The following is a 25,539-nucleotide window of genomic DNA, read 5'->3' as shown; positions in this document are numbered from 1 at the left end:
TCCCGATATAGGCACGTTAGACGCTGGCGCCAGAGGCGATATCGGGCAGGCTGGGCTGATCGGCCCCATCCGCCGGGCCGCCCTTCAGCACGAAGCGCTTGTCGCAATAGCCGCAATCGACATAGCCGTGCTCGTCAATTTCAAGGAAGACCTTGGGATGGCCCAGTGCCGCGCCGCCGGGAATTCCGGAAGCACCATCGCAGTAAACACGGGTGCTGGTGACGATTGCGGTTTCGGGCGACTGGCTCATGCGACGCCTCTAGCAGCGCCGCGCAGGCATTTCCACACCCTACTGGTATTGCACCACGATGTTGAAGGTGCCGGTGTAGACCCCGGGTCGCTGGTTGGCCCCAACATTGAGCCGGCCGGCCACGCGGAAGGTGAAAATCCCGGTGTTGGACACGATCTCATAGCGGCGGTTGCCATTGCCCAGGCCGTTGCCGTTGCCGCCGATGAACTGCAGTTCGGGCGCGGTGCCCAGCGTGATGGTATTGACCAGCATGGTCGCCCCGGCTGGCCCTGTCAGCGTGATCGAGCCGGGCACCTGGATCCGCGTCGTCATCTTCTTGGTGCCCATCCCGGCAAATTCGGCGAACTGGCAGGCCCCCTGGTGGATCACGCCGCCGGTGGTGGTACAGGCCCCGGTGTTGACGTTGATCGTCACCGTGCCCGCCGTTGTCCGCGCCGCGACCCGGCCGAAGTTGATATCGGAAACCTTGATCAGCGTCAGCGGCGCAACCACGGTGGCCTGCGCCGAAGCCGTCGTCGTGGCGACTTCCTTGGCATGGGCCTGTCCGGCAAAAAGGATAAGCGCCAGCAGCGCAAGACATGCGCGCATCGCCGTCCGGATACGCCCGGCCTGATTGGTTACCCCCGAATTCATCACGGTCTGCCCTAGTGATCGCGCCTGAAGACGCTCTGACTAGCTATGGTTAATGCCGGTGTAACGATTGCCGCCGCGCCCCGCAAATCCGGGGCTTTGCCATGTGAACGGCTTGGCGCTAAGCGGGGCAAATGGAATCGCCCGCAGCAATCTCGATCAAGAACCTGGTGAAGTGCTATGCGCCGGCCGGAAACGCCCCCGCCAAGCTGGCGCTCGACGACGTCAGCTTCGATGTGCCGCAAGGGCAGATCTTTGGCCTGCTCGGCCCCAACGGCGCGGGCAAATCGACGCTGATCAATATCCTCGCCGGGCTGGTGATGAAGACCAGCGGCAGCGCGGACATCTGGGGTTTCGATATCGACAAGGACGTGCGCAACGCCAAGCGTTCGATCGGGATCGTGCCGCAGGAAATCGTCTTCGATCCGTTCTTCACCCCGTTCGAAGTGCTGGAAAACCAGGCCGGGCTCTATGGCGTGCCCAAGGCGGCGCGCAAAAGCCTGGAACTGCTGGGCCAGGTGCACTTGTCGGACAAGGCCAATGCCTATGCCCGCACGCTCTCGGGCGGGATGAAGCGCCGCCTGCTGATCGCCAAGGCGCTGGTCCACACCCCGCCGGTGATCGTGCTCGATGAACCGACCGCCGGGGTCGATGTCGAACTGCGGCGGCAATTGTGGGAACTGGTCAGCGAACTCAATGCAGGCGGCGTGACGTTGGTCCTCACCACCCACTACCTCGAGGAAGCCGAACAGCTGTGTGACCGGATCGCGATCATCAACCACGGCCAGCTGATCGCCAACAAGCCGACCCGCGAACTGGTTGAAATGGCGCGCGAAAAGGTGGTGGTGGTGACGCTTGACGGGGATGTAGTCAAACTGCCCGAACATGCCGCGTTCCTCAAAAGCGAAAAGACCGGCGAGCGCACGATCGAGATCACCTATGACAAGGACCGCAGCAACGCCGGCGAAGTGCTGGCCGCGGTCCAGGCGCAAGGGTTGGGGATCATCGACGTGACCACCCGCGAGGCTGATCTGGAGGATGTGTTCGTGCATCTGACCAGTGCGGCGGCGGGGTAGTTTTGCGATTGCTGACTTACCCGCCCGAATCCCTCCCGCAAGCGGGAGGGGGGAAGAAAGCGCGACACAGTTCCCCTCCCGCTTGCGGGAGGGGTTAGGGGTGGGGCAGTGAGGAACCAAGGCAAGTTTCGCGATCGAGACACCAACCGTGCCCGCGAATTGCGCAACGCCGCAACGCCAGCCGAGCGTCTGCTGTGGCAATATCTTGCACGTTCCCAGCTGGGCGTGAAGTTCAGCCGCCATACGCCAGCCGGTCCTTTCTACGCCGATTTCCTGTGCCGCGAACTGATGTTGATTGTTGAGCTGGATGGCTTCTCGCATGACGTCCAACCGGAACGTGACATTTATCGTGATCGCTATCTCGTCGAACATGGCTACCGCGTATTGCACTTCACAAATGCTGAAGTGCTGGGCAATGTCGAGGGCGTGGTAACTGCAATCATTCGCGCGCTGGCCGACTGGCCCACCCCCAACCCCTCCCGCAAGCGGGAGGGGGGTATATGACCCACGACGTCATCATTGTTGGCTCGGGCGCCGCCGGCCTGACCGCAGCCTTGGCGCTGGCCGACAGGCTCAAGGTGCTGGTCCTTGCAAAGGGCGAGCTGACCGGCGGGTCGACCGCCTGGGCGCAGGGCGGGATCGCCGCGGTGCTTGATGCGGGTGATACGTTCGAAAACCACATCCGCGATACGATGGTCGCGGGCGCGGGGCACAACCGGCTGGAAACGGTCGAATTCGTGATCGAACAGGCCCCGCACGCGATCCAGCGGCTGATCGATCTTGGTGTGCCGTTCAACCATGAAGGCAGCGCGCTTCACCTCACCCGCGAAGGCGGACACAGCCATCGCCGGATCGTCCACGTGGCCGATGCGACCGGTTGGGCGGTGCAGGAAGCCTTGCTCAAGGCTGCCGCTGCCCATCCGGGCATCACGCTGTTGCCGCACCAGTCGTGCATCGATCTGATCACCGGCAAGCACGAGGAACGCTATTCCGGTTCGGGGCGGGTCTGGGGGGTCTATGCCCTCAATGCGCAGACCGGCAAGGTTGAAGCGCACACCGCGCGCGCCACGGTGCTGGCGACCGGCGGGGCGGGCCGGGTCTATCAGTTCAGCACCGCCCCGCGCGGGGCCACGGGCGACGGGATCGCGATGGCCTGGCGCGCGGGCGCGCGGGTCGGCAACATGGAAATGATGCAGTTCCACCCGACCTGCCTCTACAACCTCGACGTCAAGAACTTCCTGATTACCGAGGCGGTGCGCGGCGAAGGCGGGCACCTGCTCAACCCCCGCACCGGGCACCGCTATATGCCCGATTACGACGAACGCGCGGAACTCGCCCCGCGCGATATCGTGGCGCGCGCCAACGACAGCGAGATCAAGCGCGACGGGCTTGACTACGTCCACCTCGATATCAGCCATCAGCCGCCGGAATTCGTGCGCGAGCATTTCCCCAACATCCATGAAAAGCTGCTCGGCCTTGGCATAGATATGACCAAGGGGCCGATCCCGGTGGTGCCCGCGCAGCATTATACCTGCGGCGGGATCGTGATCGACCTGGCCGGCCGGACCGACCTGCCCGGGCTTTATGCGGCGGGCGAATGCACCGAAAGCGGGCTCCACGGGGCCAACCGGCTCGCCTCCAACTCGCTGCTCGAATGCTTCGTGTTCGGCGAAGCGGCGGCCAGCGATATCCTCGCCCGGTGGGACAGCTTCGAGGCCCCGCCGCCAGTCCGCGGCTGGGACGAAAGCCGCGTCACCGACAGCGACGAGGAAGTGGTGATCCAGCAGAACTGGACCGAAATCCGCCGTTTCATGTGGAACTATGTCGGCATCGTGCGGACCACCAAGCGGCTTGAACGGGCCAAGCACCGGATCCAGATGCTGACCGACGAGGTCGAGGAATACTACGCCCACTTCCGCGTTTCGACCGACCTGATCGAGCTGCGCAATCTGCTGCAATGCGCCGAACTGATCGTGCGGTCCGCGCTGCAGCGCCACGAAAGCCGCGGGCTGCACTATACGCTCGATTATCCTGAAATGCTTGCAGAGGCGAAGGATACGGTGCTGGTACCCTGAAGCGCGTGGCGTCATTCGCCGATGTGAAATCAAACCGTAACAATTGTGCCGCACCGTGGCAGGACAGTGATGAGCGACGATACAGCCGATAAACCCGATCCCGCCGATGCGCTGGCAAAAGGCATTGCCGCCGAGCGCGTGCTGGCTGCGCAGCAAGGCGCGCTGGCCGCGGCCGAAGCGGTGGCCAGACGCGGCACCCTGGCCGATATCGAGGCGCTGATTGCCGGTTCGGCCCCCGATGATGCGGTCCGGCTTCGCGCGCTGCTGGGACTGCCTGAAACCAGCATTCCGCTGCGCCAGACCAGCGACGAGCTGGCCCCGGGCTGGCAGCTGGGCGGCTATCCCTACAAGTACAAGATGCTGCGCAAGGATTACGAGCGCGAGAAATTCCTGCTTCAGGCCGAGCTCCTCAAATTCCAGACCTGGGTCCGCGAGACCGGCAACCGGGTGGTGATCCTGTTCGAAGGACGCGACGCGGCCGGCAAGGGCGGTACGATCAAGCGCTTCATGGAACACATGAACCCGCGCGGCGCGCGTGTGGTGGCGCTGGAAAAGCCCAACGAGATCGAGCGCGGGCAATGGTACTTCCAGCGCTATGCCGCGCACCTGCCGACCAGCGGCGAAATCGTGATGTTCGACCGTTCGTGGTACAACCGCGCCGGCGTGGAACGGGTGATGGGGTTCTGCACCGACGCCGAATACCGCTCGTTCCTGCGCGAAGCCCCCGAATTCGAAGCCAACCTGGTGCGCGGCGGGATCCACCTGTTCAAGTTCTGGTTTTCGGTCAGCCGCGCGGAGCAATTGCGCCGCTTTACCGAACGCAAGGTCCACCCGCTCAAGCAGTGGAAACTCTCGTCAATCGATCTCGCCAGCCTCGACAAGTGGGACGACTATACCCGCGCCAAGGAAGCGATGTTCGCCGCCACCGATACCGATGCCTGCCCCTGGACCGTGATCAAAAGCGACGACAAGAAGCGCGCCCGGCTCAACGCGATGCGCCATATCCTGAGCGCTTTCGCATATGACGGCAAGGATCTGGGGATCATCGGCACGGTCGATGCGCTGCTGGTCGGCCGCGCCAATGCCATCCGCGAAAGCGGCGAGGTTCCGCCGCCCGCCTGATCCTGCCAGGTGGCAGAGGAGATTGTGTCTCGCCCGATTGCCGTTAATCCTCCCACGCAAATCACAACCGGGGAGCAGACATGCCGCAGATCCAGGCCAACGGAATAAGTCTAGAATACGAAACCCACGGCGATCCCAAAAATCCCCCGCTGCTGCTGGTGATGGGGCTGGGCGCGCAGTTGACGCTGTGGCCGATGGAACTGGTCAAGGCGTTGGTCCAGCGCGGCTATTACGTGATCCGCCACGATAACCGCGATATCGGGCTCAGCCAGAAATTCAGCGAGCACGGCGTTCCGAACTTCAAACGGGTTGCGCTGCTCAGGATGCTGGGCCTGCGCCCGCGCACCCCTTATTCGCTGGGTGACATGGCAGACGATGCCGCCGGGCTGCTTGATGCCTTGGGGATCGCCAAGGCCCACGTGGTCGGCGCTTCGATGGGCGGGATGATCGTCCAGCTGATGGCGGTGAATCATCCCGACAAACTGCTGTCGATGACCTCGATCATGTCGACCACCGGCAATCGCCGTGTGCCGCCCGCCAGGCCTGAGGCGATGAAAGCGCTGCTGAATCGCGCCCCGGCTGATGCCACGCTTGAACAAGTGCTGCCGATCGGCCTGCACGTCAACCGCGCCATCGGCTCGCCCGCCTACCCGGCCAGCGAAGAGCGTCTGCGCGCCAATATTACCCGCGATTTCAACCGCAGCTTCTTCCCCGAAGGCGCCGCCCGCCAGATCAGCGCGATCATGGCCGATGGCGATCGCCGCAAGCGGCTGGCCAAGGTCACCACCCCGACGCTGGTGATCCACGGCGCCGACGATCCGCTGGTCCCCGTCGAAGGCGGGCGCGATACCGCTGCGGCGATCCCCGGCGCCAAGCTGCTCGAGGTTCCCGGCATGGGCCACGATTTGCCGCTGGAGCTGGTTGACCGGATTGCCGATGCGATTGCGGGGCACGCCAAGTAGGCCGCCGTAACTATGCGTTCAATTGTGCACTCTTCTGAAATCAGACCACAATTAACATGAAGGTGAAGCAGATGAGACCACGCCTGATTGCCGCCCTGGTATTGGCACTGTCGGCAGCAGCGGCGCACGCTGAGCCGCAGGCACCTGCTCCGTTGACGTGCGAAACAGGCCCGGTCCAGCGCCAATTCGGCGGGACGGACTGGCTAGTGTACAGTTGCGACGATGGGCGCTCGATGGTTGTCATCTCGGCTTCCGGCAATCCGGCGTCGCCCTTCTACTTTATCCTCACGCCGCTGGACGGTGCCTACAAGATCTACGGCGAAGGTAACGGCAGCAAAGCGGCAAGCGATGCTGCAGGCGGTGATCTTGCGCGCTTGCAGCAGGACGACCTGGCCAAGTTGCTCGCAGAAACGAAGACGCAGCCCGCCGCGCACAATTGATCGTCCGTCGAGGCTGCTAGGCGCCCGCCCACCACATCGACCAGAAATGCGGCCCGCCTTTAGGCACTTTCCACTCCTCGATCACGGCAAAGCCCAGTGCCTGATAAAGCCCGACGTTTTCAGGCGTGGCGGTTTCAAGATAGACCGAGCGGCCGCGCGCCTTTGCCCGCGCCAGCCCGGCGCGAATTGCCGCCCCGCCCCAGCCGCAGCCCTGAAAGGCTGGATCGACGCCGGCGAAGTGCAGGTAATCGTAGGTCTGGCCCGCGGGGTGGTGCGTGTCGAGCGCGGTGCTGACCGCCAGCGCGCGCGGCAGATTGGTGCCAAGCGCCGACCAGAACGCGGGCAAGGCGCGCACCAGATCCCACAGCGATCCGTGCACCGCCTCGCTGCCCCGCCACAGCGTCACCGCTTCGCTGTGCGGTGAGGCCAGCGCCCATCCGGACGCAAATTCATCATCGACCAGCAGCGCAAACAGCCTGGGCAGCCGCGCGGCGCGCACTGCTGGATCGGGCATGATCCACGCCATCGCCGGATCATCGGCAAAAGCGCGCGCCAGCGTTGCGATCATCGCTGCGCGGGCAGTGCGCGGCGGCGCGGCAATATCGGGCAGCGGGCGCGGCGGCGGCGCGCTCAAAAGTGCCAGCCCATCCGGTTGCCGATGTAGATCAGCACCATCGCGCCGACGATTGATCCAATGCAGCCGGCCCGGTTGTAACCTTCGCGGATGCCCTGCCCGTTTGTAAGGCTGGCCAGCACGCCCACCAGCAGCGCTCCGCCAATGCCGAGCAGGCTGGTCATCCAGAAGCCCATGTCGTTATCGCCCCAATAGACCCAGCGGGCGATCAGGCCGACGAAGAAGCCCGAAATGATATTGCCGATAAGGTTGATCATGGATGGCTCCTGCGTTGCGGTACACATCAGATAGCCACTCGGCGACGCGGATCAAGCGGGCTGCGTCACAAGCGTCAAACGGTGCGCGGGCGCAACAAGATTGCGCGGCTCGATTCTATCCGTGTCAACGCCGCGCCGGGGCGATTCCGGGTAAAAATATTTTTCAAAATCCATTTTGACTCTTGCGCTCATCACCAGTGGCGGATTTCCCGCGCGTCGCTGCAGCGCGGCAGTGCCCACAAGGCTGTGCATGACTGCCTGGCAGGGTGAACGGCGCATTTACCCTCTTGCGCGCGAATCAGGATACGGCACTATGGATAGTGGGCCAGCTTGGGGGCAGACCTACTAGACCTTGATTCAAGCCAGGGAGCGCGGTTCGCGCACCGGGGGCGGATTCGGGCCTGGTGGGGGCACTTGGGGGCAGGGCTGGGGAACGTTTCGGGATAAGTTTTTCTCGTTTCGTTCTCATGGCAGTGGTAGGACTGGCGCTTGCCGCCGATTCGAACGAATGTGGAACAAAGGCGCCGTGTGCGCCGCAATTACGAAGACGGGGGTCCAGGGTGGAATTCAGGAACGGAGACGAGCCGAGCATGGCCGATGTAGACGCTGCGCTGGCAACCGGGGACGCCAGGACCGACAATCAAACCAAGGGAAGGGCACCGGCAGTTACGATGGCTGACAAGACCGATCCGGGCAGCGAGGCCCTGGTGGAACAGCTGGGCGCCAATGCGCTGCAGGGCGCGCTGGCCGGCATGGCCAAGGCCGCAGCGCCCGAGGAGCACGATTCCAAGGCAATCCACGACCGCCGCTTCGCGATCGAGACCGATCACGCCCGCGATGCGTTGCTGACGGATTTCGGCAAGGATACGCTCGACGATCGTTATCTGCTGCCCGGCGAACGTTATCAGGATCTGTTTGCGCGCGTCGCCGCTGCCTATGCCGATGATGAAGCCCATGCCCAGCGGCTGTATGATTACATCAGCCGGCTGTGGTTCATGCCCGCCACTCCGGTGCTGTCGAACGGCGGCACCAATCGCGGTCTGCCGATTAGCTGCTATCTCAATTCGGTGTCTGACAGCCTCGAAGGGATCGTCGGCACCTGGAACGAGAACGTCTGGCTGGCCAGCCGCGGCGGCGGGATCGGCACCTATTGGGGCAATGTCCGCGGAATTGGCGAGCCGGTTGGGCTTAACGGCAAGACCAGCGGGATCATCCCGTTTGTCCGGGTGATGGACAGCCTGACTCTGGCGATCTCGCAAGGCAGCCTGCGCCGCGGATCGGCTGCCTGCTATCTCGACGTCAGCCACCCGGAAATCGAGGAATTCCTCGAAATCCGCAAGCCTTCGGGCGATTTCAACCGCAAGGCTTTGAACCTGCACCACGGCGTGCTGCTGACCGATGATTTCATGGAAGCGGTGCGCGAAGGCGCCGAATTCCATCTGCGCAGCCCCAAGGACGGTTCGATCCGCGCCACGGTCGATGCGCGTTCGCTGTTCCAGAAGCTGGTGGAAACCCGCCTGGCCACGGGCGAGCCCTATATCGTGTTCTCCGATACGGTGAACCGGATGATGCCCAAGCATCACCGCGATCTGGGGCTCAAGGTTTCGACCTCGAACCTGTGCAGCGAAATCACCCTGCCGACCGGGGTCGATCACCTTGGCAATGACCGGACCGCGGTGTGCTGCCTGTCGTCGCTCAACCTCGAAACCTGGGACGAGTGGAAGGGCGAGGACCGGTTCGTCGAAGACGTGCTGCGCTTCCTCGATAATGTGCTGCAGGACTATATCGACCGCGCGCCCGAAGAAATGGCCCGCGCCAAATATTCGGCGATGCGCGAACGCAGCGTCGGCATGGGGGTGATGGGGTTCCACTCTTTCCTGCAGAAGAAGAACATCGGCTTTGAAAGCGCGCTGGCCAAGGCCTTCAACCTCAACATGTTCAAGCACATCGCCGCGAAGGCGGACGAAGCCAGCTTGTTGCTGGCGCAGGAACGCGGCGCCTGCCCCGATGCTGCCGACATGGGCGTGATGCAGCGCTTCAGCTGCAAGATGGCGATCGCGCCCACCGCGTCGATCTCGATCATCTGCGGCGGCACCAGCGCCTGCATCGAACCGATCCCGGCCAACATCTATACTCACAAGACGCTGTCGGGCAGCTTCGTGGTAAAGAACCCCTATCTTGAGGGGCTGCTGCAGGCGAAGAGCAAGGATTCGACCGCGGTGTGGAACACGATCCTTGAACACGGCGGCTCGGTCCAGCATCTCGATTTCCTCTCGCCAGAGGAAAAGGCGGTGTTCAAGACCAGCTTCGAGATTGACCAGCGCTGGCTGCTCGAATTCGCCGCCGATCGCACCCCGTTCATCGATCAGGCGCAGTCGCTCAACCTCTATATCCCGGCCGATGTCGACAAGTGGGATCTGGCGATGCTGCACTTTCAGGCATGGGAAAAGGGTATCAAAAGCCTCTATTATCTGCGCTCCAAATCTGTCCAACGAGCAGGGTTTGCGGGCGGCGTGGAAGCCGACAATACCGCCGAGCCGGCCATCTATGAGCTGCCGACCACCGATTACGATGAATGCCTGAGCTGCCAGTAGGCCGGGCCGCAACAAGGGACTGATCGATGCAACACCGCCTGCTTTGCGCCGCGCTGGGCCTTGCCGCGCTGTTCGCCCCGGTCGCCGCCGGGAGCGCGCAGCTTGATGGCTGGGAAGCCGAACCCTTCGATGCCGGAACTGGCTGCTATGTGGCCCGGTTCGTCGAGAAGAACCTGATGGTGGGATTCCACTATATGAATGAAAAGCGCGAGTTCCGCATCGCCTTGTCGAGCGAGAACTGGGACGCGCTGGTGGCCGATGGTGATCGCCAGGGCAAGGTCGAGCTGCGCCTCACCACCCCCGGCGGCCTGCGCACGCTGAGTACAAAGGAAGGCTATGCCATGCCGCTGGGCGGCGGGACCGAGGCGGTGGCTGCGATCTGGTATGCGGGCGAAGGCGAAACGGTGCGTAGCGCGCTCAGCACGGCCAGCGCGATGACCGTCACGTTTGATGGCGATCCGGTCGGCACGTTCCCGCTGCAGGGCGCATCCGGCGCGATCGACGCGCTGATGGCCTGCGTTGCCGATCTCGGCAAGTCTTGAGGCCGGAAAGTCATGGGCTGCCATCAAAAATCGGGCCTGAACCCGTGACACCTCCAGCAATTACAAATCGCGACACGGCAGCCGCTTGCCATTCGTGCGGCAGTCTGCTTGATAATGCGAATCAATCGCAACAAGGATATGCAACCAATGCGCAGATGGCACCGCTGGCTCTCGGTTCTGTTCGGAGTGTTCCTGCTGTGGATCGCGGTTACGGGGGTGATGAGCCAGATCGCCGATCTGGTAGCCGAGGGCGAACGTTCCCCCGCAGCGCGGCAGGCGGCGGCGGTGGGCGCGGCGCTGGTGCCTGCAGCGCGCGCGCACGAGGAGCAGCTGGCTCCGGCGCCCAAGGCCTTCGTCTGCCCGGCCGAGATGATTTGCCGGCCCAAGCCCGATCCCAATGGCGCGCGGGCCTGGGTCGGCTATCTTCATCACCTGCATTCGGGCGAGGAGTTCGGGCCGCTGGGCACGGCAATCTCGATCCTCTCGGGCCTGGCGTTGGTGTTCTTCGCCTTTTCAGGCCTGTGGATGTACCTGCGCATGTGGTCGCACCGCCGCACCGCCAATCACAAGCCCGGCTGGTTCTGGAAGTGAGCGCTCTTCACAGCCCTATCCCCAGCCAATCGCCCGCGCCGCAATCGCGCCGCACGGCGTTCTGCGCTATCCTTTCCAGTCGTTCCAATCCGGAGTCGTAAGATGCCCCTTCTCGAAGCCCGCAAAAGCTACAAGCCGTTCGAATACCCGTGGGCTTACGAATTCTGGAAGCGCCAGCAGCAGGTCCACTGGATGCCCGAGGAAGTGCCTTTGGGCGAAGACTGCCGCGATTGGGCGCAGAAACTCTCCGAGCATGAGAAGAACCTGCTGACGCAGATCTTCCGCTTCTTCACCCAGGCCGATATCGAGGTGCAGAACTGCTATCACGAGCAGTACGGCCGGGTGTTCAAGCCGACCGAAGTCAAGATGATGCTGGCCGCGTTCAGCAACATGGAAACCGTGCATATCGCGGCCTACAGCCACCTGCTCGACACCATCGGCATGCCCGAAAGCGAATACAGCGCCTTCCTCGAATATACCGAAATGGCCGAAAAGTGCAGCTACATGCACACCTTCGGGGTCGATAGCGACGAGGATATCGCGCGCACGCTGGCGATGTTCGGCGGCTTTACCGAAGGCATGCAGCTGTTCGCCAGCTTCGCCATGCTGATGAATTTCCCGCGCTTCAACAAGATGAAGGGCATGGGCCAGATCGTCTCGTGGTCGGTGCGCGATGAATCGCTGCACTGCGAAGGCATCATCAAGCTGTTCCACGCCTTCTGCGCCGAGCGCCAGTGCCTGACCAAGGCGGTCAAGGAAGACATAATCGATTGCTGCCAGAAGACCGTGCGGCTGGAAGACAATTTCATCGATCTGGCGTTCGAGCTCGGCCCGGTGCCGGGGATGAGCCCCAAGGAAATCAAGCGCTACATCCGCTACATCGCCGATTGGCGGCTGAGCCAGCTGGGCCTGCCCGCGATCTACATGATCGAAGACCACCCCCTGCCCTGGCTCTCGCCGCTGCTCAACGGCGTAGAACACGCCAACTTCTTCGAAACCCGCGCCACGGAGTATTCCAAGGCCGCCACGCGCGGCAACTGGAACGATGTGTGGTCGAGCTTTGACTCAAGGCGCAAGGCCAAGGGCGACGTTGAAGGCGCGAATGACGTGGGCGCCGATCCGGCGAACGAGCCGGATATGTTTGCTGCGGGCGTGAACGCGGCGGAGTGATTGACGAGAACGAAATAAGAACATAACCTGTGCGCTCAAAGGAGCGAGTCATGCATTCGATCGAATTTTGTGCGGGCGCCGGCGGCCAGGCGTTGGGACTGGAGCAAGCTGGTTTCCGTCACACCGCGCTTGTCGAGATCGAGGGCGATTTCTGCAAGACATTGCAGTTAAATAGGCCGCAATGGGATGTGCGTTCGGAAGATATGAACGTGTTCGACGGTCGTCCATTCAAGGGAATGGACTTGCTAACGGCGGGCCTGCCATGCCCCCCGTTTTCGGTGGCTGGAAAGCAGCTTGGTGAAAACGACGAACGGAACCTTTTCCCGGCTGCGATCCGGCTCATCGATGAGATCAAACCCAAGGCGGTCATGATTGAGAACGTTCGGGGATTTCTGTCTCCAGTCTTTGAAGATTATCGGCTGTTCCTGAAGTCCGAATTCAAAAAGCTTGGCTACACCATTGACTGGCGTCTGTTGAATTCGTCTGATTTCGGCGTACCGCAGCTAAGGCCAAGGGTCGTCATTGTCGCGATCCGCAATGACCTGGTCGAGGCATTCGATTGGCCCGAGGTCCAGCCCCACAATCCAGCCACGGTGGGCGCGACACTTCAAGACCTGATGGCCGCAAATGGCTGGGCCGGCGCGCGGCGTTGGGCCGAACATGCCAACGATATTGCTCCAACGATTGTTGGCGGTTCGAAAAAACATGGCGGTCCTGATCTTGGTCCGACACGCGCACGGAAAGCTTGGGCTGCTTTGGGAGTTGAAGGTCGTTCTATTGCTGAGGCAGCGCCAGATGGCGATTTTTGCGGTATGCCACGACTGACCCTTCGCATGGTTGCCCGGATTCAAGGATTTCCTGATAGCTGGCAGTTCTATGGTCGAAAAACTACCGCCTACCGGCAAGTTGGCAACGCGTTCCCGCCGCCTGTCGCTCGCGCAGTCGCTCAAAATCTTCGGATCGCGCTTTCTGCGCAGCGTGCATTTGGGATGCAGAAATGCGTCGCGTAGGTTCAAAAGAAGGAATCCGGCGCTTTCTTTTGGCCAATGTAGGTCGCGTGATTCAGTCAGCCGAATTGCAAGCGGCAGCCAATGGCGCGTCTGAATTTGGCCGTCGAACTCGCGAGCTTCGGGATGAAGAAGGCTGGCCAATACTGACGCACAATGACAGCGCGGAGCTGAAGCCTGGGGAGTATCTTCTCAAGGAAATTCCTCCACCTAGGAGGGACGTTAAATTTTCTCGATCAATTTCCGCCAAGCTGAGAGCTGAGGTTTTGGATCGAAATGGCTTCACCTGTCAGATGTGCGGGTTAACTCCGGGCGATGTTGATCCTTTCACGGATCGAAAAGTGCGCCTGCATATCGGACATATCGTGGACAAAAGCCTCGGTGGCAGAGACGAACTAGCGAATTTGCGATCCCTATGTTCAACGTGCAACCAGGGTGCGAAGAATGTAACAGGCGAAAAACCCAGCGGCATATGGCTATTGTCCCAAGTAAGGCGCGCGGGTCGCGACGAGCAAATCATGCTCTTTGAATGGCTTAAATCGAAGTTTTCTTAGGTTGCGATTACACTCTACTTAACCCCCAAACTCTCCTCAAACCACACCGCCGGACGGGGACACGCGGTTAGCATGCCCGAGTAACGCGGCCTGCCCCCCGCGCAGCTGCTAGCGCGCCGGCACGCGGCTCCTGATGCGGTCAAACCCGGCCTTGATATTGGCGAAGCGTTCGTCAATCTGGGGTTCGAATTCGGTGTCGGTGAAGATGTAGGGCCAGTCACCCTCGATCCCCTCGCGGACCAGCTCGCCAACATAGCGCGGGTCTATCCCGTGGGCGATCGCATCGCGAGCGAGCTGGACGAACTCTGCCGCGCCTTCGCTTTCGTTGACTTCTTCGATCGCGCCAAAGCGATCTGGCAGATTGCGGACCGAATCCATGATCTGGGTCTTGATGAAGCCGGGGCACAGCACGGAAACCCCGATTCCGCGCGCGGCGAGGGTGACGCGCAGGCCTTCCGAGAGGGCAACCACGCCGTACTTGGTGACGTTGTAGGCCGGGTTGACCGCGGCGTTGAGCCCGGCGATCGAAGCGGTCGAGACGATCTGCCCGCCTTCGCCGTGGCTCTCGATCAGCGGCCCGAAAATTTCCACGCCCCAGACCACACTCATCAAGTTGACCCCAATGGTCCAGTCCCAGCTGGCATCGGTCCATTCGCCATAGTTGCCGCCGCCGCCAACACCGGCATTGTTGACCAGGATGTGCACCTTGCCGAAGCGTGCCAGGGTGGCCTCTGCGGCGGCCTGGAGTTCGGCCTTGAGCGAGACATCGGCGCGCACCCCGGCAACATCGGCGTTGGTTGCGGCAAGTGCGGCAACCGCCGCATCGAGCGCGGCCTGCTCGATGTCGCAGAGCATCACCTTGGCCCCTGCGGCACAGAGCGCCTGGGCTATGCCAAGGCCAATGCCGGATCCCGCCCCGGTGACAAACGCGACTTTGCCTTCAAGCTGCAACATACCCTGCTCCTTGCCGAATCGCGTCCCGCTAAGAGGTTAGGCGCGCGCAGCGGACAGTGCCAGCTTGGCTTTCCGCCAGCGCCCGTCCGGGACCATCCCTGCCCCGGCTCCGGAATCGGGGGGTTCTGTCGGATGGGAACACGCAGGTAGCATGTCCCCGGCCTAGCGCGACCGCACCGCACCTCGCCACACCGCCCACGGCATCACCGCAAAGCCCAGCTGCCCCGCCAGCCCCAGCATTCCGGCGGGTGTCGCCAACCCGCTCAGCCAGCCCGTTACACTCCCGCCCAGCAGCACCGCCAGCGCGGCTTCTGCGGCCATCAGCAGCGCGAAGGCCGCTGCGCCCATTACCAGCGCATCGGTGCGAGCGGCCAAGGGGTGGCGGCTCAGGAGGCGGCGGGACCACCACCAGCTTGCCGCGAGGATCACCGGCAGCTCGGCCATGACCGCCGCGAAAGCCCCCACGCGCGGTGCCAGCCACAGCGTCCGCCCTACGCCGACGCAAAAGGCCAGCGCAAAGACCCCGGCGAAATAGGCCAAGGCCAGGGGGATCACGCGGCGGGCGATTTGCATGGCGGTGCGGCTCCGGCGCGGTCGCGGCGCTGGCCATTGGCATAAGCGCGCGCCGCGCCGCTGCCAATTGGTTCGCGGGGCGGCGCAATGCAAAGGTCGGCGCGAAGGGGTTCTGATTTTGTCCGGCGCACACAAACCGTTTTCCTACACCTGCGGGCGCGCGTTACGATCCGGGGCATGGTGCCTGCCCTTCGCCTTGATCCGTTCCTGCCCTGCACTGGGCAAAAGCCGGGCCGCACGTTTTTTTATTTTGTCTGCGCCGGCGTTGGCACAGAAATGCCCGAAAAACCCCGAAAATCGAGCGTTTTTCGGGCGGGACACGAAGTGGACTCGGTGTCAACTGTGTCAACTTGCCCAGCGCTCGGTGCCGCGTGCAGCGTGCAGCGTTCCCATAGCCGCGCCGTCGCAGAGCCGGGCAGGCGCACCCCCTCGACACCGCCGTGCCCGCGCCTTAGCTTCGCTTTCCATGAAACGCGCTCATCTGGCCCTGGCCTTCGCCCTTGCTCTCACCGCGCTACCGCTCTCGGCCGCGCCGCAGGACACACGCCAGCGCGACGATATCGCCCCGCTTTCGATCGACAAGGACGACCGCGCGATGAACGCCGCGCGGGCCGAGGCGCGGCGCACGCTGCCCGTCTTCCTGGCGCTGCTGGCCAATCCGCCCGAGGGAACCGGCGGCTATGCGATCAAGTTTCCGCTCGAAGGGTGGGAGCACATCTGGGTGAACGAGCTGGAAATCGACGGCAAGGTGATCGTTGGCCAACTGGCGAACTATCCCGAACAGGACGGCTATGAAATCGGCCAGAGCGTGCGGGTGCCGATCAGCCAGATCACCGATTGGGGCTATCGCAGCGCAAAGGGCGTGATGCAGGGGCACTTTACCACCCGTGTGCTGCTGACCCGCATTGCCCCCGCCGATGCCGCGCAAATCCGCGATGATATGGGCTGGAGCGAATAGCTGCGGATGTGATGCAGGTCACACCGTGCCGGCAGGCGGGGCGCTAAACCCAGGCCCGGTCGCGCAACCGGGAGAACCATCGTGAAGCACTTTCGCACCTTAGCCCTGCCCGCAGCGCTTGCGGCATCGGCAATCATCGCCGCACCGGCGCTGGCGGGCAGCGCCATCAGCGTGAGCCAGGCCGACAGCATCCTCAACAACCGCTGCGCCGGCCCGCGTGAGCGCGCAGAAAAGGTAGCCCTGCAAAACGGCGACCCGCGTGATTACTATACGGCGATGGCGCGCGGCTATTTGACGACCGAGATGCCGATCGATCAGATCCAGCGTCTGATCAGCACCACCGACAAGCACCTGGCAGGCGGCAATGTTGCCCAGCAAACGGTTGCCGAGCTGATGTACTGCGTGCTCGAAGTGAAGCTGACGTACGCCCGCTGATGCAGGCGGCGGGGATGTTACTCGGCACCGTGGGGGAAATCGTCCTCGGCGTCGGCATCCTTGCCATAGGTCTGTTCTTCGTCGTCGTCGTTCCGCTCGCCGGCAAAGGCGCCCATGTCGATGTGGCCGCTGCTGACCATCTGGTTCATCGTATCGACCAGATCCGGGGTGCTGCCTTCACTTTCGTCGCCGGAGCCGACCTTCTCGCTCTCTTCATCATCGAACGTGGTGGCGCGGCCCAGCGCTTCGTCGGCCAGGGTCTGGGCCTGATCGGCGTCATCGTCCTGCGACTGGTTGTGGGCTTCCGGGGTGGCTTCGCGTTCGGACATCGTGGGGCTCCTGATCGGGGGTTCGATGCTGCAACGGCCTGACCCCCAGAGCGGTTCCCGATTGCCAGCCCGCCCGCGTGCAGGCATGCTGAACGCAGTGCTTGGTTCAGCGGAGAGAAACGTTATGCGAGCGACACTTGGTCACCTTGGACTGGTTGCCGCCCTGGTTCTGACGGCGAGCGCCATGCCGGCCCAGGCGGAAGAGCGGCTCGACCGGATGATGGCGGGAGAAAGCTGGCTGCAGGGCAAGGAACTGGACGCCGCGATCGCCACGGCTGAGGCGCATCCGCTGGGCTCGGAAGCGAACCCGGTGCGGGTGACTGCCCCGCAAGGCCAGCGCGCCTATCTTTCGCGCCAGCGCTGCAGCAATGGCAAGGCACCGACCTTTTTCCGCCGCGGCAACGTGGGCGAAGGGCCGTTCGGCAATATCGTCGATCTCTACATCGTCACCTGCGATGGTGCCGAGCCGGCCGAAAGCATGGTCTATATGGACATGTACCATGGCGGTTTCATGGAAAAACGCCCGCTGCCGGGCTTTGCCGGTTCGCCGCCGCCGTTGCCTGCGCCGGAAAAGGTGCCCGAGGCTGCCAGCAACCCGCGCGGCTGATTTCCGCGTTCCACCGACCCTCACAGAAAGTCCCAACGATGCGCCGGTTGCTGCCGTTCCTGATCCTCGCGCTTGTTTTCAGCCAGGGGGCTGAGGCGAAGACCCGCAAGCCGAGCAAGGCCGAAATGGCCGCGACCGAAGCCAAGGCCAGGCTCGATGCCGAAACCGCAGCGGTGCGCAGTGCGGCGGCGGCGCAGGTCCAAGCGATCCAGAGCCTCGACGATGATCCCAAGGGCCCGCAGCTTGACGCAGTGATCGTCTATAACCCCAATGCTGCCTATGAGGCGGCGCTGCTGGCCCACACCGGACGGCTGCAGGGCAAGACCGTGCTGATCAAGGACAACGTCGAAACCCGCGATTTTCCGACCACCGCAGGCAGCCTGGCGCTGGCCAACAACAGCACCGGCCGCGATGCCCCGCTGGTCACCCGGATCCGCGCCGATGGCGGGGTGATCCTGGGTAAGACCAACCTGTCCGAATGGGCCAACATCCGCTCGCCGATGAGCTCGTCTGGCTGGTCGGGCGTGGGCGGGCAGACCCGCAATCCCTACGCCACCGACCGCAGTGCCTGCGGATCAAGCAGCGGCAGCGGTGCGGCGGTGGCGGCGGGCATGGCCTGGGGCGCGGTCGGCACCGAAACCGATGGTTCGATCACCTGCCCGGCCAGCGTGGGCGGCATCGTCGGCTTCAAGCCCACCGTCGGACTGATCAGCCGCACCGGAATCGTGCCGATCAGCCACAGCCAGGACACCCCCGGACCGATGACCATGACGGTGCCCGATGCCGCGCTGCTGCTGACCGTTCTGGCCGGCAGCGATGCCAGGGACCCGGCCACCCGCGAAGCCGATGCACGGCGCAGCGACTATACGCTGGGGATCGGCAGCTCCAGCCTGCGAGGTGTGCGGATCGGCGTGCTGACCCGGCAAAGCGGCAACCACCCGGGTGTGAACCGGGTGTTCGATCAGGCCAAGCAAGACCTGCTGGCGGCGGGCGCGATCCTGGTGCCGATCGATTACGACCCGCCGGGCGAGATGTTCCGCGACGAGGGCGTGGTGCTCTATTTCGAGCTGCGTGAGGATCTCAATCTCTATCTTGGCGGTCTACCCGGCAATCCCGGCGTGCGCACGCTGTCCGAAGTGATTATGTTTAACAAGAACAATGCGCTGACTGAGCTGCGCTGGTTCGGACAGGAAACCTTCGTCAAGGCCGACAAGCCGGTCGACCGCGTGACCTATGAAAAGGCGCGGGCCAATTCGCTGCGCCTGGCTGGCCCCGAAGGCGTCGACAAGCTGCTGCGCGACAACCGCGTGGCAGTGCTGATCGCGCCGACCTCTGGCCCGGCCTGGCCGATCGATCTGGTCACCGGCGATCACTTCATCGATGTTGGCGCGGGCAGCCTGGCGGCAATCGCGGGCTATCCGCATCTGACCGTGCCGATGGGCCAGGTTGAGGGATTACCGGTGGGAATCTCGTTCATCGGGCCAAAGTGGGCCGACAAGCTGGTGCTGGATGTCGGCGCTGCTTACGAACGTGCCCGCACCGCGCCGCTGCCCAGGCCAGGCTTCAAACGCTGGGGAGAATAGGCCGGTGTCCAGCCGTTCCGGCAAAGCAAAGGCCCGGCGCGATCTGATCGCACCGGGCCCTGGAATGCTGCAAGCAAGGTAAGGCCTACTTCTTGGCGGCGGCCTTCTTTGCCGGAGCCTTCTTTTCCGCCTTCTCATCCTTGGGAGCGGCTTCCTTTTTGGGGGCCTTGTCCTTTGGGGCTTCCTTGGCAGGCTTGGCGTCGGCCTTGTCTTCAGCCTTGTCGTCCGCCTTCGCTGCGGCCTTCTTGGCCGGGGCCTTCTTGGCGGGCTTGGCGGCCGGAGCCGGGGCTGCCTCGTCTGCTTCGATCGCGGCCTGCAGGTCCTCGCGGGTCACTTCGCGGGTCGTGACTTCGGCCTTGTCGAACAGAAAATCGACCACCTTGTCCTCGTAAAGCGGCGCGCGCAGCTGGGCTGCGGCCAGCGGGTCCTGGCCGATGAAATCAGCGAAGCGCTGGCGATCTTCCGCGCGGTACTGCTGCGCCGCCTGGTTGAGCAGCATGTTCATTTCCTGCTGGCTCACTTCCACGCCGTTGGCCTGGCCGATTTCCGACAGCAACAGGCCAAGCCGCACGCGGCGGACCGCGATTGCCTGGTATTCGTCCTTCTCGTCCTCGATTTCCTTAAGCGCCGCAGCGGGATCTTCCTCGTTCTGGGCTTCCTGCTGCAGCTGGGCCCAGATCTGGTCGAATTCGGCTTCGACCATGCTCGGCGGGACATCGAAATCGTGGCCAGCTGCCAGGTGATCGAGCAGCGCGCGCTTCATCTGGGTGCGGGTCAGCCCGGCGGTTTCCTGCTCAAGCTGGCCGCGTAGCAGGCCCGTCAGCTGGGCGAGATCGGTGAGGCCAAGGTTCTTGGCAAAATCATCGTCGATCTTGGCTTCGCCGGGGACTTTCACCGACTTGACCGTGATGTCGAAGGTGGCGTCCTTGCCGGCCAGGTTTGCGGCCTGATAATCGGCCGGGAAGGTAACGGTGATGGTCTTTTCATCGCCTGCCTTGGCACCCACCAGCTGTTCTTCGAAGCCAGGGATGAAGCGGCCCGAACCGATTTCGAGCGCAGCGTCTTCCGCCTTGCCGCCATCGAATTCGACGCCGTCCAGTTTGCCCAGGAAATCGATGATCAGCTGATCACCGACTTCGGCCTTTTTGCCCTTCTTGGCATCGGTGAAGCTCTTGGCCTGACCAGCCAGCTTGGCCAGCTGTTCGTCCACTTCGGCATCCGACACCGGCACGACCAGCTTTTCCAGCTTGATCCCGTCGATCGAGGGCGCGGGGATGGTGGGCAGCACTTCGATGCTGACGATGACTTCGGCGTCCTTGCCTTCGGTATAGTCTTCGCCCAGCGCGATCTGCGGCTGCATCGCGGGACGCAGCTTGTTATCGGCAATCACCTTGCCGATCGCTTCGCGCACGGTGGTGTTGAGCGCTTCCTGGTGCAGCGCAGGGCCGTGCATCTTCTTGACGAGATTGGCCGGCACCTTGCCAGGGCGGAAGCCGGGCATGTTCATCTGCGGCGCAATCTTGGCCACTTCGCCATCGATCTTCGCGGCGATATCCTTGGCCGCAATCTTGACGCTGTAACCGCGCTTCAAACCTTCGTTGGTGGTCTCGACAATCTGCATGACAATTCAGGCCTTCTCGTGAATTCTTTTGCGCAACGCGGATGGCAGTGCAACCGGGACTGGTGCGGGCGAAGGGATTCGAACCCCCACATCTTGCGATACTGGTACCTAAAACCAGCGCGTCTACCAGTTCCGCCACGCCCGCAGCCCGACGAAGTCCGGAATCGCGCCGAAGTGACGAAAAACCGGAATCAAGGCGTGGCCCTTAGTGGCCCCTTGGGCAAAGGGCAAGCGGGGAGACGGGTGCCCCGAGGTTTCTGTGCGGCGCAAACTTGTCGCCCCGGCCCGGCCCGTCAGCGGCTCTGCAAAGCAAGCATTGAAAGCCGCGCCAACCAGCCTTCGCGGACATCGCCGGGCGGGGCGAAATCCAGCACCGCGCAATCGAGGCAATAGGCCTGCATTCCCTGCACCTGGCCCAGCCGCGCCAGCCCGCTGGCTGCCCGGTCCAGACCCAGCTGCTGGCGCGCCGCCAGCGTGGCAAACAGATCTCCGCCGGTTGCCGCCTTCGCATCATCCCCGCCGCCCAGCAGCGCGGTGACGCGGCCCGCCAGTGTTTCGGGTTCGGTGCCGTAGAATTCGGTGTGCCATGTCTCAAGCTTGGCGGCCTTGGCCACCCAGGCCGCCGCATCGTCAAGCCCGCCGAACTGGTCGACCAGCCCTTTCTGCCGTGCGGTGCCGCCATCCCAGACGCGGCCCTGCGCCATTGCATCGATCTCGGCCGCGCTTTTGCCGCGCGATTTGGCGACGACATCGAGGAAGCGGGTATAACCCTGTTCAACCGTGGCCTGCAGTACGGCATCGGTTTCGGGGGTGAGCCCGCCGAGGATATCGGGCTGGCCCGAAAGCGGCGTGGTACGCACGCCGTCGCTGTTGACGCCGTATTGCGCCAGTGTCTTTTCGAACGTGGGCAGCACCGCGAAAATCCCAATCGAACCGGTAATTGTGCCCGGTTCGGCAAAGATCCGCTGTGCCGGGGTGGACACCCAGTAGCCGCCGCTGGCCGCCAGGTTGGCCATCGAGACCACCACCGGGCGGCCATTCGCCTTGAACCGTTCAAGTGCGAGCCGGATCGTTTCGGAGGCCAGCACCGAACCGCCGGGCGAATCGACCCGCAGCACCAGCGCCTTGGCACCGTCGGTGTTGGCTGTATCGATCAGATCGGCAATCCGGTCACCGCCCGCTGTACCCGGCCCGGCATCGCCATCGACGATCTCGCCCGCCACGGTGACGACCGCGACGGCGTCGCCGCCACTTTCAACCGGGTGGGCACCGAGCAGCGCGGCCGGCTTGTTGGCGGCAAACGTGCCGGGGGCCTCGTCCAGCGGATCGGCCCCGACCAGCGCTTTTACGCGTTCGCCAAACGCCACCCGGTCACCCAATTTGTCGACCAGTCCGGCCTTCAGCGCGGCCTGCGCGCCATCGCCGTTCGACGCCTTGATCCAGCCGACCGGATCCTTCGCCGCCAGATCGAAGTTCGCCCCCGGCCGCGCCTTGGCAACATCGGCCCGCCACGTTTCCCAGACCGACTGATACAGTGCGCTGCGCGCCTCGCGCGACGGGGCCGAGGCCTGGTTGCCCAGATAGGGTTCAACCGCATCCTTGAACGTGCCGACCTTGTAGACGTGGACGTTGACCCCGAACCGTTTGAGCAAATCGCCATAATAGGGGGTGGTGCCGCCCGGCCCCATGACCATCGCCGCGCCCATCGGGTGCAGCCACACCTCACTGGCATGCGCGGCCAGCATCAATCCGTCATCGAGGTAAGCGACCGCATAGACCAGCACCGGCTTTTTGGCAGCGCGCACTGCGTCCATCGCCGCAGCCACTTCCTGCATCGAGACGATCCCGCCGCCGGTGAATCTGGATAGATCGAGCACCACGGCCTTGATCCGGTCATCGCTGGCAGCAAGGCGGATCGCCCGGGCAAGGTCGCGGGTGCGGTACTGCTTGTTTGGGGCGGCGGTGCCGATCAGCATGCCCAACGGATCCTCGCTCGACGGTTCTTCAACCACGGATCCATTGAGACTGAGCAGCAACGCGCCTTCGCGCACGCGGTCCGCGGCCGGGCGGCTGGAAAGCATGCCGAACAGCAAGAGGAAGAACAGCAGCATGAACAACAGCACCAGCCCGTCCTTGATGGCGACAAGCAGGTGCCAGACCTTGCGGGCAAAAATCATTGCGTAGAGTTCCCCAAAATGGCGCGTCTTGGCCAGGACATAGGGTTGACCAGTGGGCTTGACCAGTGCTGCCGGTCGAATGGCCCAATCGACAAGCAGGGCGCCCTTGCCGCCACGCCATTCGGTGTCTATGGCACTTTCTTCAATGACATCGTCGAAACCCGAAGCCGCCAGCCGCTATCCCGCCGGGTGCGCCGCCTTCCCGCACCGCGACCTGACGGGTCTGGCGGGGCTGGCCCCGTGGGAGATCCTGTACCTGCTGGATGAGGCGGAACAATGGGTCGAAATGAACCGGGGGGCGCAGAAACGCGACGAGCGACTGGCCGGGCTGACGATCATCAACGCCTTCTTCGAAAACAGCACCCGCACGCTGCTGAGCTTCGAAATCGCCGGCAAGCGACTGGGCGCAGACGTGGTCAACATGCTCGTCGCCGGGTCGAGCGTGAAGAAGGGCGAAACGCTGATCGATACGGCGATGACGCTGAACGCGATGCACGCCGATGCCATGGTAATCCGCCACCAATCAAGCGGCGCGGTGCGGCTGATCGCCGAAAAGGTCGATTGTCCGGTGCTCAACGCCGGGGACGGGCAGCACGAGCACCCGACGCAGGGCCTGCTCGATGCGTTGACGATCCGCCATGCCAAAGGGGATTTCTCAGGGCTGAAGGTGACGATCTGCGGCGATATCCTGCACAGCCGGGTGGCGCGATCAAACATGCATTGCCTGACCACGCTGGGCGCCGAAGTTCGCGTTTGCGCTCCGCCCGCGCTGATGCCGGCCGGGATCGAGGAACTGAAGGTCCAGCCGTTCTATGATTTCGACTCGGCCCTGGAGGGCGCGGATGTAGTGATGATGCTGCGCCTCCAGCAGGAACGGATGACCGGGCAGTTCATCCCCAGCCCCCGCGAATTCCGCCATCTTTACGGCCTCACCATGGACCGGCTGGCCAAGGCCAGGCCCGATGCGCTGGTGATGCATCCCGGGCCGATGAACCGCGGGGTGGAGATTGACAGCAACGTCGCCGATCTGGCCGGACGCAGCGCGATCACCACCCAGGTCGAAATGGGTGTCGCGATCCGGATGGCCTGCCTCGATGTCCTGACCCGCCGCGCGCGCAAGGTGGAGGGCTGGACCCTCTCGGAGGGCGGGCAATGAGCACCGCCGCACCGCTGTATATCCACAACGCCCGGCTGATGCTGCCAGGGTCCGAGCCTGCAATCGGCGCGCTGCGTGCGGCCGGTGGCCGGATCGCCGCGCTGGGTGACTGCGCAGCGCAGGCGGGTGATACGGTGATCGATGCCAAAGGCGCATTGCTTGCCCCCGGGTTGGTCGATCTGGGCGTTTTCGCGATCGACAAGGGCGCGCTGCACTTCGGCGGGATCACGCGCGCTGCGTTGATGCCCGATCAAGGCGTGGTGCTCGACAAGCCGAGTGCGGTGCGCTTTGCCGCCCAATCGGGCAAGCCTGACCTGTGGGTGCACCCCTTGGCTGCGGCAACGCGCGATCTGGCCGGCAGCGAAATCGCCGAACTTGCGCTGATGCGTGATGCTGGCGCGCGCGCCGTCGCAACCGGGCGGCGCTGGATTGGCGAATCGGGAACGATGCTGCGCCTGCTGTCGTACGCCGCGATGCTCGATCTGGTCGTCGTGGCCCACGCCGAGGATGCTGGGTTGACCGGATCGGCAGTTGCGACCGCCAGCGAAATGGCAACGCGGCTGGGCTTGCCGGCGGCCCCGGCCGAAGCCGAAGCGCTGGCGATTGCCCGCGATCTCGCGCTGGCCGAATTGTCCGGCGCGCAAATCCACTTCCGCCAGGTCACCACCCGGTGCGGGCTCGATCTGGTCCGCGCAGCCAAGGCGCGCGGGATCAAGGTCACCGCCGGGATAACCCCGGCACACTTCATGCTGTCCGACAATGCAATTGGCGATTTCCGCACCTTCACCCGCCTTTCCCCGCCGCTGCGCAGCGAGGCTGACCGCCACGCTGTGCTGGCTGCCCTTGCCGACGGCACGATCGACGTGATCGCATCGGGCCACGATCCGCGCGGGCCCGAAGACAAGCGCTTGCCGTTTGCCGATGCCGAACCCGGCATGGCCGGTGCCGAGACGCTGCTCGCGCTTACGCTGGGCCTGGTGCGCGACGGGGTGATTACGCTGGCTCGCGCGTTCGAACTGCTCGCCGCCAATCCGGCCCGCCTGCTCGGGGTTGAAGCAGGCAAGCTGGCGCTGGGCAAGGAAGCCGATCTCGCACTGATCAATCCCGACAAGCCGTGGGTGGTGGATAGCGACAAGATGGCCGCCAGCGCGGGCAACACCCCGTTCGACAAGCAAGGCGTACAAGGCCGCGTCCTCGCCTTGTGGAAGGGCGGCGCTGAGATCGCGCTTTGACCAAACGAAA

27 protein-coding genes and 1 tRNA gene are annotated in these 25,539 nt (G+C 63.6%); 18 read left to right on the top strand and 10 right to left on the bottom strand.

Going from position 1 to position 25,539, the window contains the following annotated elements; all coding sequences use genetic code 11:
- Positions 1-16: 16 nt before the first annotated feature.
- Together RMN99_RS05345 and RMN99_RS05340 are read right to left on the bottom strand one after the other, a co-directional pair.
- A complete protein-coding gene (locus RMN99_RS05345; protein WP_309622263.1) occupies positions 17-250 on the bottom strand; it encodes a zinc-finger domain-containing protein in 234 nt (77 codons plus the stop codon).
- A 39-nt stretch (positions 251-289) separates the two neighbouring features.
- Positions 290-883 carry a DUF4402 domain-containing protein gene (locus RMN99_RS05340; RefSeq protein ID WP_309622262.1) on the bottom strand — a complete coding sequence of 198 codons (594 nt, stop codon included), beginning with the start codon at positions 881-883 and terminating at the stop codon, positions 290-292.
- 131 nt (positions 884-1,014) lie between these two features.
- Between RMN99_RS05340 and RMN99_RS05335 the strand changes: the two genes are divergently transcribed.
- The 6 genes from RMN99_RS05335 to RMN99_RS05310 all read left to right on the top strand — a co-directional run bounded on the left by RMN99_RS05335 (position 1,015) and on the right by RMN99_RS05310 (position 6,555).
- Positions 1,015-1,956 (top strand): ABC transporter ATP-binding protein, encoded by a 942-nt coding sequence (locus tag RMN99_RS05335; RefSeq protein ID WP_309622261.1) that lies wholly within the window; start codon positions 1,015-1,017, stop codon positions 1,954-1,956.
- A 108-nt stretch (positions 1,957-2,064) separates the two neighbouring features.
- The gene (locus tag RMN99_RS05330; protein ID WP_309622260.1) at positions 2,065-2,460 is read left to right on the top strand and encodes a DUF559 domain-containing protein; all 396 of its coding nucleotides are present in this window, start codon (positions 2,065-2,067) and stop codon (positions 2,458-2,460) included.
- Positions 2,457-4,031, top strand: coding sequence for an L-aspartate oxidase (gene nadB / locus RMN99_RS05325; RefSeq protein WP_309622259.1), 1,575 nt, complete (start codon positions 2,457-2,459; stop codon positions 4,029-4,031). Before RMN99_RS05330 ends, nadB begins: the two co-directional genes overlap by 4 nt.
- 69 nt (positions 4,032-4,100) lie before the next feature.
- Complete coding sequence (gene ppk2 / locus RMN99_RS05320) at positions 4,101-5,153, top strand: polyphosphate kinase 2 (protein WP_309622258.1); 1,053 nt, start codon at positions 4,101-4,103, stop codon at positions 5,151-5,153.
- An 80-nt stretch (positions 5,154-5,233) separates the two neighbouring features.
- On the top strand, positions 5,234-6,115 hold the full coding sequence (locus RMN99_RS05315; protein WP_309622257.1) for an alpha/beta fold hydrolase: 882 nt from the start codon (positions 5,234-5,236) through the stop codon (positions 6,113-6,115).
- Between the two features lie 56 nt (positions 6,116-6,171).
- Positions 6,172-6,555, top strand: coding sequence for a hypothetical protein (locus tag RMN99_RS05310; protein ID WP_309622256.1), 384 nt, complete (start codon positions 6,172-6,174; stop codon positions 6,553-6,555).
- Positions 6,556-6,571: 16 nt separating this feature from the next.
- On the opposite strand, the gene RMN99_RS05305 is transcribed toward RMN99_RS05310, so the two are convergent.
- Complete coding sequence (locus tag RMN99_RS05305; RefSeq protein ID WP_309622255.1) at positions 6,572-7,189, bottom strand: GNAT family N-acetyltransferase; 618 nt, start codon at positions 7,187-7,189, stop codon at positions 6,572-6,574.
- Positions 7,186-7,446 carry a GlsB/YeaQ/YmgE family stress response membrane protein gene (locus tag RMN99_RS05300; protein ID WP_309622254.1) on the bottom strand — a complete coding sequence of 87 codons (261 nt, stop codon included), beginning with the start codon at positions 7,444-7,446 and terminating at the stop codon, positions 7,186-7,188. Before RMN99_RS05300 ends, RMN99_RS05305 begins: the two co-directional genes overlap by 4 nt.
- Before the next feature lie 671 nt (positions 7,447-8,117).
- Here RMN99_RS05300 and RMN99_RS05295 point away from each other — a divergent pair.
- The 6 genes from RMN99_RS05295 (at position 8,118) to RMN99_RS05270 (ending at position 13,904) form a co-directional block, all read left to right on the top strand.
- Positions 8,118-10,040 (top strand): ribonucleoside-diphosphate reductase subunit alpha, encoded by a 1,923-nt coding sequence (locus RMN99_RS05295; protein ID WP_405029557.1) that lies wholly within the window; start codon positions 8,118-8,120, stop codon positions 10,038-10,040.
- 26 nt (positions 10,041-10,066) lie between these two features.
- Positions 10,067-10,582 carry a hypothetical protein gene (locus RMN99_RS05290; protein WP_309622252.1) on the top strand — a complete coding sequence of 172 codons (516 nt, stop codon included), beginning with the start codon at positions 10,067-10,069 and terminating at the stop codon, positions 10,580-10,582.
- Positions 10,583-10,696: 114 nt separating this feature from the next.
- Positions 10,697-11,173 (top strand): PepSY-associated TM helix domain-containing protein, encoded by a 477-nt coding sequence (locus tag RMN99_RS05285; RefSeq protein WP_309622251.1) that lies wholly within the window; start codon positions 10,697-10,699, stop codon positions 11,171-11,173.
- Positions 11,174-11,275: 102 nt separating this feature from the next.
- On the top strand, positions 11,276-12,343 hold the full coding sequence (locus tag RMN99_RS05280; RefSeq protein ID WP_309622250.1) for a ribonucleotide-diphosphate reductase subunit beta: 1,068 nt from the start codon (positions 11,276-11,278) through the stop codon (positions 12,341-12,343).
- Positions 12,344-12,393: 50 nt separating this feature from the next.
- On the top strand, positions 12,394-13,353 hold the full coding sequence (locus RMN99_RS05275) for a DNA cytosine methyltransferase (protein WP_309622249.1): 960 nt from the start codon (positions 12,394-12,396) through the stop codon (positions 13,351-13,353).
- Positions 13,341-13,904 carry an HNH endonuclease gene (locus RMN99_RS05270; protein ID WP_309622248.1) on the top strand — a complete coding sequence of 188 codons (564 nt, stop codon included), beginning with the start codon at positions 13,341-13,343 and terminating at the stop codon, positions 13,902-13,904. The genes RMN99_RS05275 and RMN99_RS05270 overlap by 13 nt, the downstream gene beginning before the upstream one ends.
- A gap of 108 nt (positions 13,905-14,012) precedes the next feature.
- Here the strand turns inward: RMN99_RS05270 and RMN99_RS05265 are convergent, their stop codons facing one another.
- Positions 14,013-14,858 carry an SDR family NAD(P)-dependent oxidoreductase gene (locus RMN99_RS05265; RefSeq protein ID WP_309622247.1) on the bottom strand — a complete coding sequence of 282 codons (846 nt, stop codon included), beginning with the start codon at positions 14,856-14,858 and terminating at the stop codon, positions 14,013-14,015.
- 162 nt (positions 14,859-15,020) lie between these two features.
- Positions 15,021-15,431: a hypothetical protein gene (locus tag RMN99_RS05260; protein WP_309622246.1), complete on the bottom strand. Its 411-nt coding sequence runs from the start codon at positions 15,429-15,431 to the stop codon at positions 15,021-15,023.
- Between the two features lie 466 nt (positions 15,432-15,897).
- On the opposite strand from RMN99_RS05260, the gene RMN99_RS05255 reads away from it, so the two are divergent.
- Both RMN99_RS05255 and RMN99_RS05250 read left to right on the top strand, forming a co-directional pair.
- Positions 15,898-16,389: a DUF2314 domain-containing protein gene (locus RMN99_RS05255; RefSeq protein ID WP_309622245.1), complete on the top strand. Its 492-nt coding sequence runs from the start codon at positions 15,898-15,900 to the stop codon at positions 16,387-16,389.
- 81 nt (positions 16,390-16,470) lie between these two features.
- A complete protein-coding gene (locus RMN99_RS05250; RefSeq protein WP_309622244.1) occupies positions 16,471-16,824 on the top strand; it encodes a hypothetical protein in 354 nt (117 codons plus the stop codon).
- A 17-nt stretch (positions 16,825-16,841) separates the two neighbouring features.
- Here the strand turns inward: RMN99_RS05250 and RMN99_RS05245 are convergent, their stop codons facing one another.
- Positions 16,842-17,153 carry a hypothetical protein gene (locus tag RMN99_RS05245; protein ID WP_309622243.1) on the bottom strand — a complete coding sequence of 104 codons (312 nt, stop codon included), beginning with the start codon at positions 17,151-17,153 and terminating at the stop codon, positions 16,842-16,844.
- Positions 17,154-17,277: 124 nt separating this feature from the next.
- Between RMN99_RS05245 and RMN99_RS05240 the strand changes: the two genes are divergently transcribed.
- Positions 17,278-17,760, top strand: a complete 483-nt coding sequence (locus RMN99_RS05240) for a hypothetical protein (protein ID WP_309622242.1) — start codon at positions 17,278-17,280, stop codon at positions 17,758-17,760.
- Between the two features lie 38 nt (positions 17,761-17,798).
- Complete coding sequence (locus RMN99_RS05235; RefSeq protein ID WP_309622241.1) at positions 17,799-19,343, top strand: amidase; 1,545 nt, start codon at positions 17,799-17,801, stop codon at positions 19,341-19,343.
- An 85-nt stretch (positions 19,344-19,428) separates the two neighbouring features.
- On the opposite strand, the gene tig is transcribed toward RMN99_RS05235, so the two are convergent.
- The 3 genes from tig to sppA form a co-directional block, all read right to left on the bottom strand.
- Positions 19,429-20,964: a trigger factor gene (gene tig / locus RMN99_RS05230; protein ID WP_309622240.1), complete on the bottom strand. Its 1,536-nt coding sequence runs from the start codon at positions 20,962-20,964 to the stop codon at positions 19,429-19,431.
- A 60-nt stretch (positions 20,965-21,024) separates the two neighbouring features.
- Positions 21,025-21,109: transfer RNA gene (locus tag RMN99_RS05225), tRNA-Leu, on the bottom strand.
- 148 nt (positions 21,110-21,257) lie between these two features.
- The gene (sppA, locus tag RMN99_RS05220) at positions 21,258-23,141 is read right to left on the bottom strand and encodes a signal peptide peptidase SppA (RefSeq protein WP_309622239.1); all 1,884 of its coding nucleotides are present in this window, start codon (positions 23,139-23,141) and stop codon (positions 21,258-21,260) included.
- A 145-nt stretch (positions 23,142-23,286) separates the two neighbouring features.
- On the opposite strand from sppA, the gene RMN99_RS05215 reads away from it, so the two are divergent.
- Both RMN99_RS05215 and RMN99_RS05210 read left to right on the top strand, forming a co-directional pair.
- Positions 23,287-24,297: an aspartate carbamoyltransferase catalytic subunit gene (locus RMN99_RS05215; RefSeq protein ID WP_309622238.1), complete on the top strand. Its 1,011-nt coding sequence runs from the start codon at positions 23,287-23,289 to the stop codon at positions 24,295-24,297.
- Positions 24,294-25,529 (top strand): dihydroorotase, encoded by a 1,236-nt coding sequence (locus RMN99_RS05210; protein ID WP_309622237.1) that lies wholly within the window; start codon positions 24,294-24,296, stop codon positions 25,527-25,529. Before RMN99_RS05215 ends, RMN99_RS05210 begins: the two co-directional genes overlap by 4 nt.
- Positions 25,530-25,539 lie beyond the last annotated feature (10 nt).

The sequence above is a fragment of the Novosphingobium sp. genome, from assembly GCF_031417815.1.
GTDB lineage: Bacteria > Pseudomonadota > Alphaproteobacteria > Sphingomonadales > Sphingomonadaceae > Novosphingobium.
The sequence above is the reverse complement of the archived record's forward strand: the minus strand, read 5'-3'. Positions and strand labels throughout refer to the sequence as shown.

Coding starts and splice junctions, on each gene's coding strand:
- RMN99_RS05345 (WP_309622263.1), bottom strand. CDS start 250: ATGAGCCAGTCGCCCGAAACCGCAATCGTCACCAGCACCCGTGTTTAC.
- RMN99_RS05340 (WP_309622262.1), bottom strand. CDS start 883: ATGAATTCGGGGGTAACCAATCAGGCCGGGCGTATCCGGACGGCGATG.
- RMN99_RS05335 (WP_309622261.1), top strand. CDS start 1,015: ATGGAATCGCCCGCAGCAATCTCGATCAAGAACCTGGTGAAGTGCTAT.
- nadB (WP_309622259.1), top strand. CDS start 2,457: ATGACCCACGACGTCATCATTGTTGGCTCGGGCGCCGCCGGCCTGACC.
- ppk2 (WP_309622258.1), top strand. CDS start 4,101: ATGAGCGACGATACAGCCGATAAACCCGATCCCGCCGATGCGCTGGCA.
- RMN99_RS05315 (WP_309622257.1), top strand. CDS start 5,234: ATGCCGCAGATCCAGGCCAACGGAATAAGTCTAGAATACGAAACCCAC.
- RMN99_RS05310 (WP_309622256.1), top strand. CDS start 6,172: ATGAAGGTGAAGCAGATGAGACCACGCCTGATTGCCGCCCTGGTATTG.
- RMN99_RS05300 (WP_309622254.1), bottom strand. CDS start 7,446: ATGATCAACCTTATCGGCAATATCATTTCGGGCTTCTTCGTCGGCCTG.
- RMN99_RS05295 (WP_405029557.1), top strand. CDS start 8,118: ATGGCTGACAAGACCGATCCGGGCAGCGAGGCCCTGGTGGAACAGCTG.
- RMN99_RS05290 (WP_309622252.1), top strand. CDS start 10,067: ATGCAACACCGCCTGCTTTGCGCCGCGCTGGGCCTTGCCGCGCTGTTC.
- RMN99_RS05285 (WP_309622251.1), top strand. CDS start 10,697: ATGCGAATCAATCGCAACAAGGATATGCAACCAATGCGCAGATGGCAC.
- RMN99_RS05280 (WP_309622250.1), top strand. CDS start 11,276: ATGCCCCTTCTCGAAGCCCGCAAAAGCTACAAGCCGTTCGAATACCCG.
- RMN99_RS05275 (WP_309622249.1), top strand. CDS start 12,394: ATGCATTCGATCGAATTTTGTGCGGGCGCCGGCGGCCAGGCGTTGGGA.
- RMN99_RS05270 (WP_309622248.1), top strand. CDS start 13,341: ATGCGTCGCGTAGGTTCAAAAGAAGGAATCCGGCGCTTTCTTTTGGCC.
- RMN99_RS05265 (WP_309622247.1), bottom strand. CDS start 14,858: ATGTTGCAGCTTGAAGGCAAAGTCGCGTTTGTCACCGGGGCGGGATCC.
- RMN99_RS05260 (WP_309622246.1), bottom strand. CDS start 15,431: ATGCAAATCGCCCGCCGCGTGATCCCCCTGGCCTTGGCCTATTTCGCC.
- RMN99_RS05255 (WP_309622245.1), top strand. CDS start 15,898: ATGAAACGCGCTCATCTGGCCCTGGCCTTCGCCCTTGCTCTCACCGCG.
- RMN99_RS05245 (WP_309622243.1), bottom strand. CDS start 17,153: ATGTCCGAACGCGAAGCCACCCCGGAAGCCCACAACCAGTCGCAGGAC.
- RMN99_RS05240 (WP_309622242.1), top strand. CDS start 17,278: ATGCGAGCGACACTTGGTCACCTTGGACTGGTTGCCGCCCTGGTTCTG.
- RMN99_RS05235 (WP_309622241.1), top strand. CDS start 17,799: ATGCGCCGGTTGCTGCCGTTCCTGATCCTCGCGCTTGTTTTCAGCCAG.
- tig (WP_309622240.1), bottom strand. CDS start 20,964: ATGCAGATTGTCGAGACCACCAACGAAGGTTTGAAGCGCGGTTACAGC.
- sppA (WP_309622239.1), bottom strand. CDS start 23,141: ATGATTTTTGCCCGCAAGGTCTGGCACCTGCTTGTCGCCATCAAGGAC.
- RMN99_RS05215 (WP_309622238.1), top strand. CDS start 23,287: ATGACATCGTCGAAACCCGAAGCCGCCAGCCGCTATCCCGCCGGGTGC.
- RMN99_RS05210 (WP_309622237.1), top strand. CDS start 24,294: ATGAGCACCGCCGCACCGCTGTATATCCACAACGCCCGGCTGATGCTG.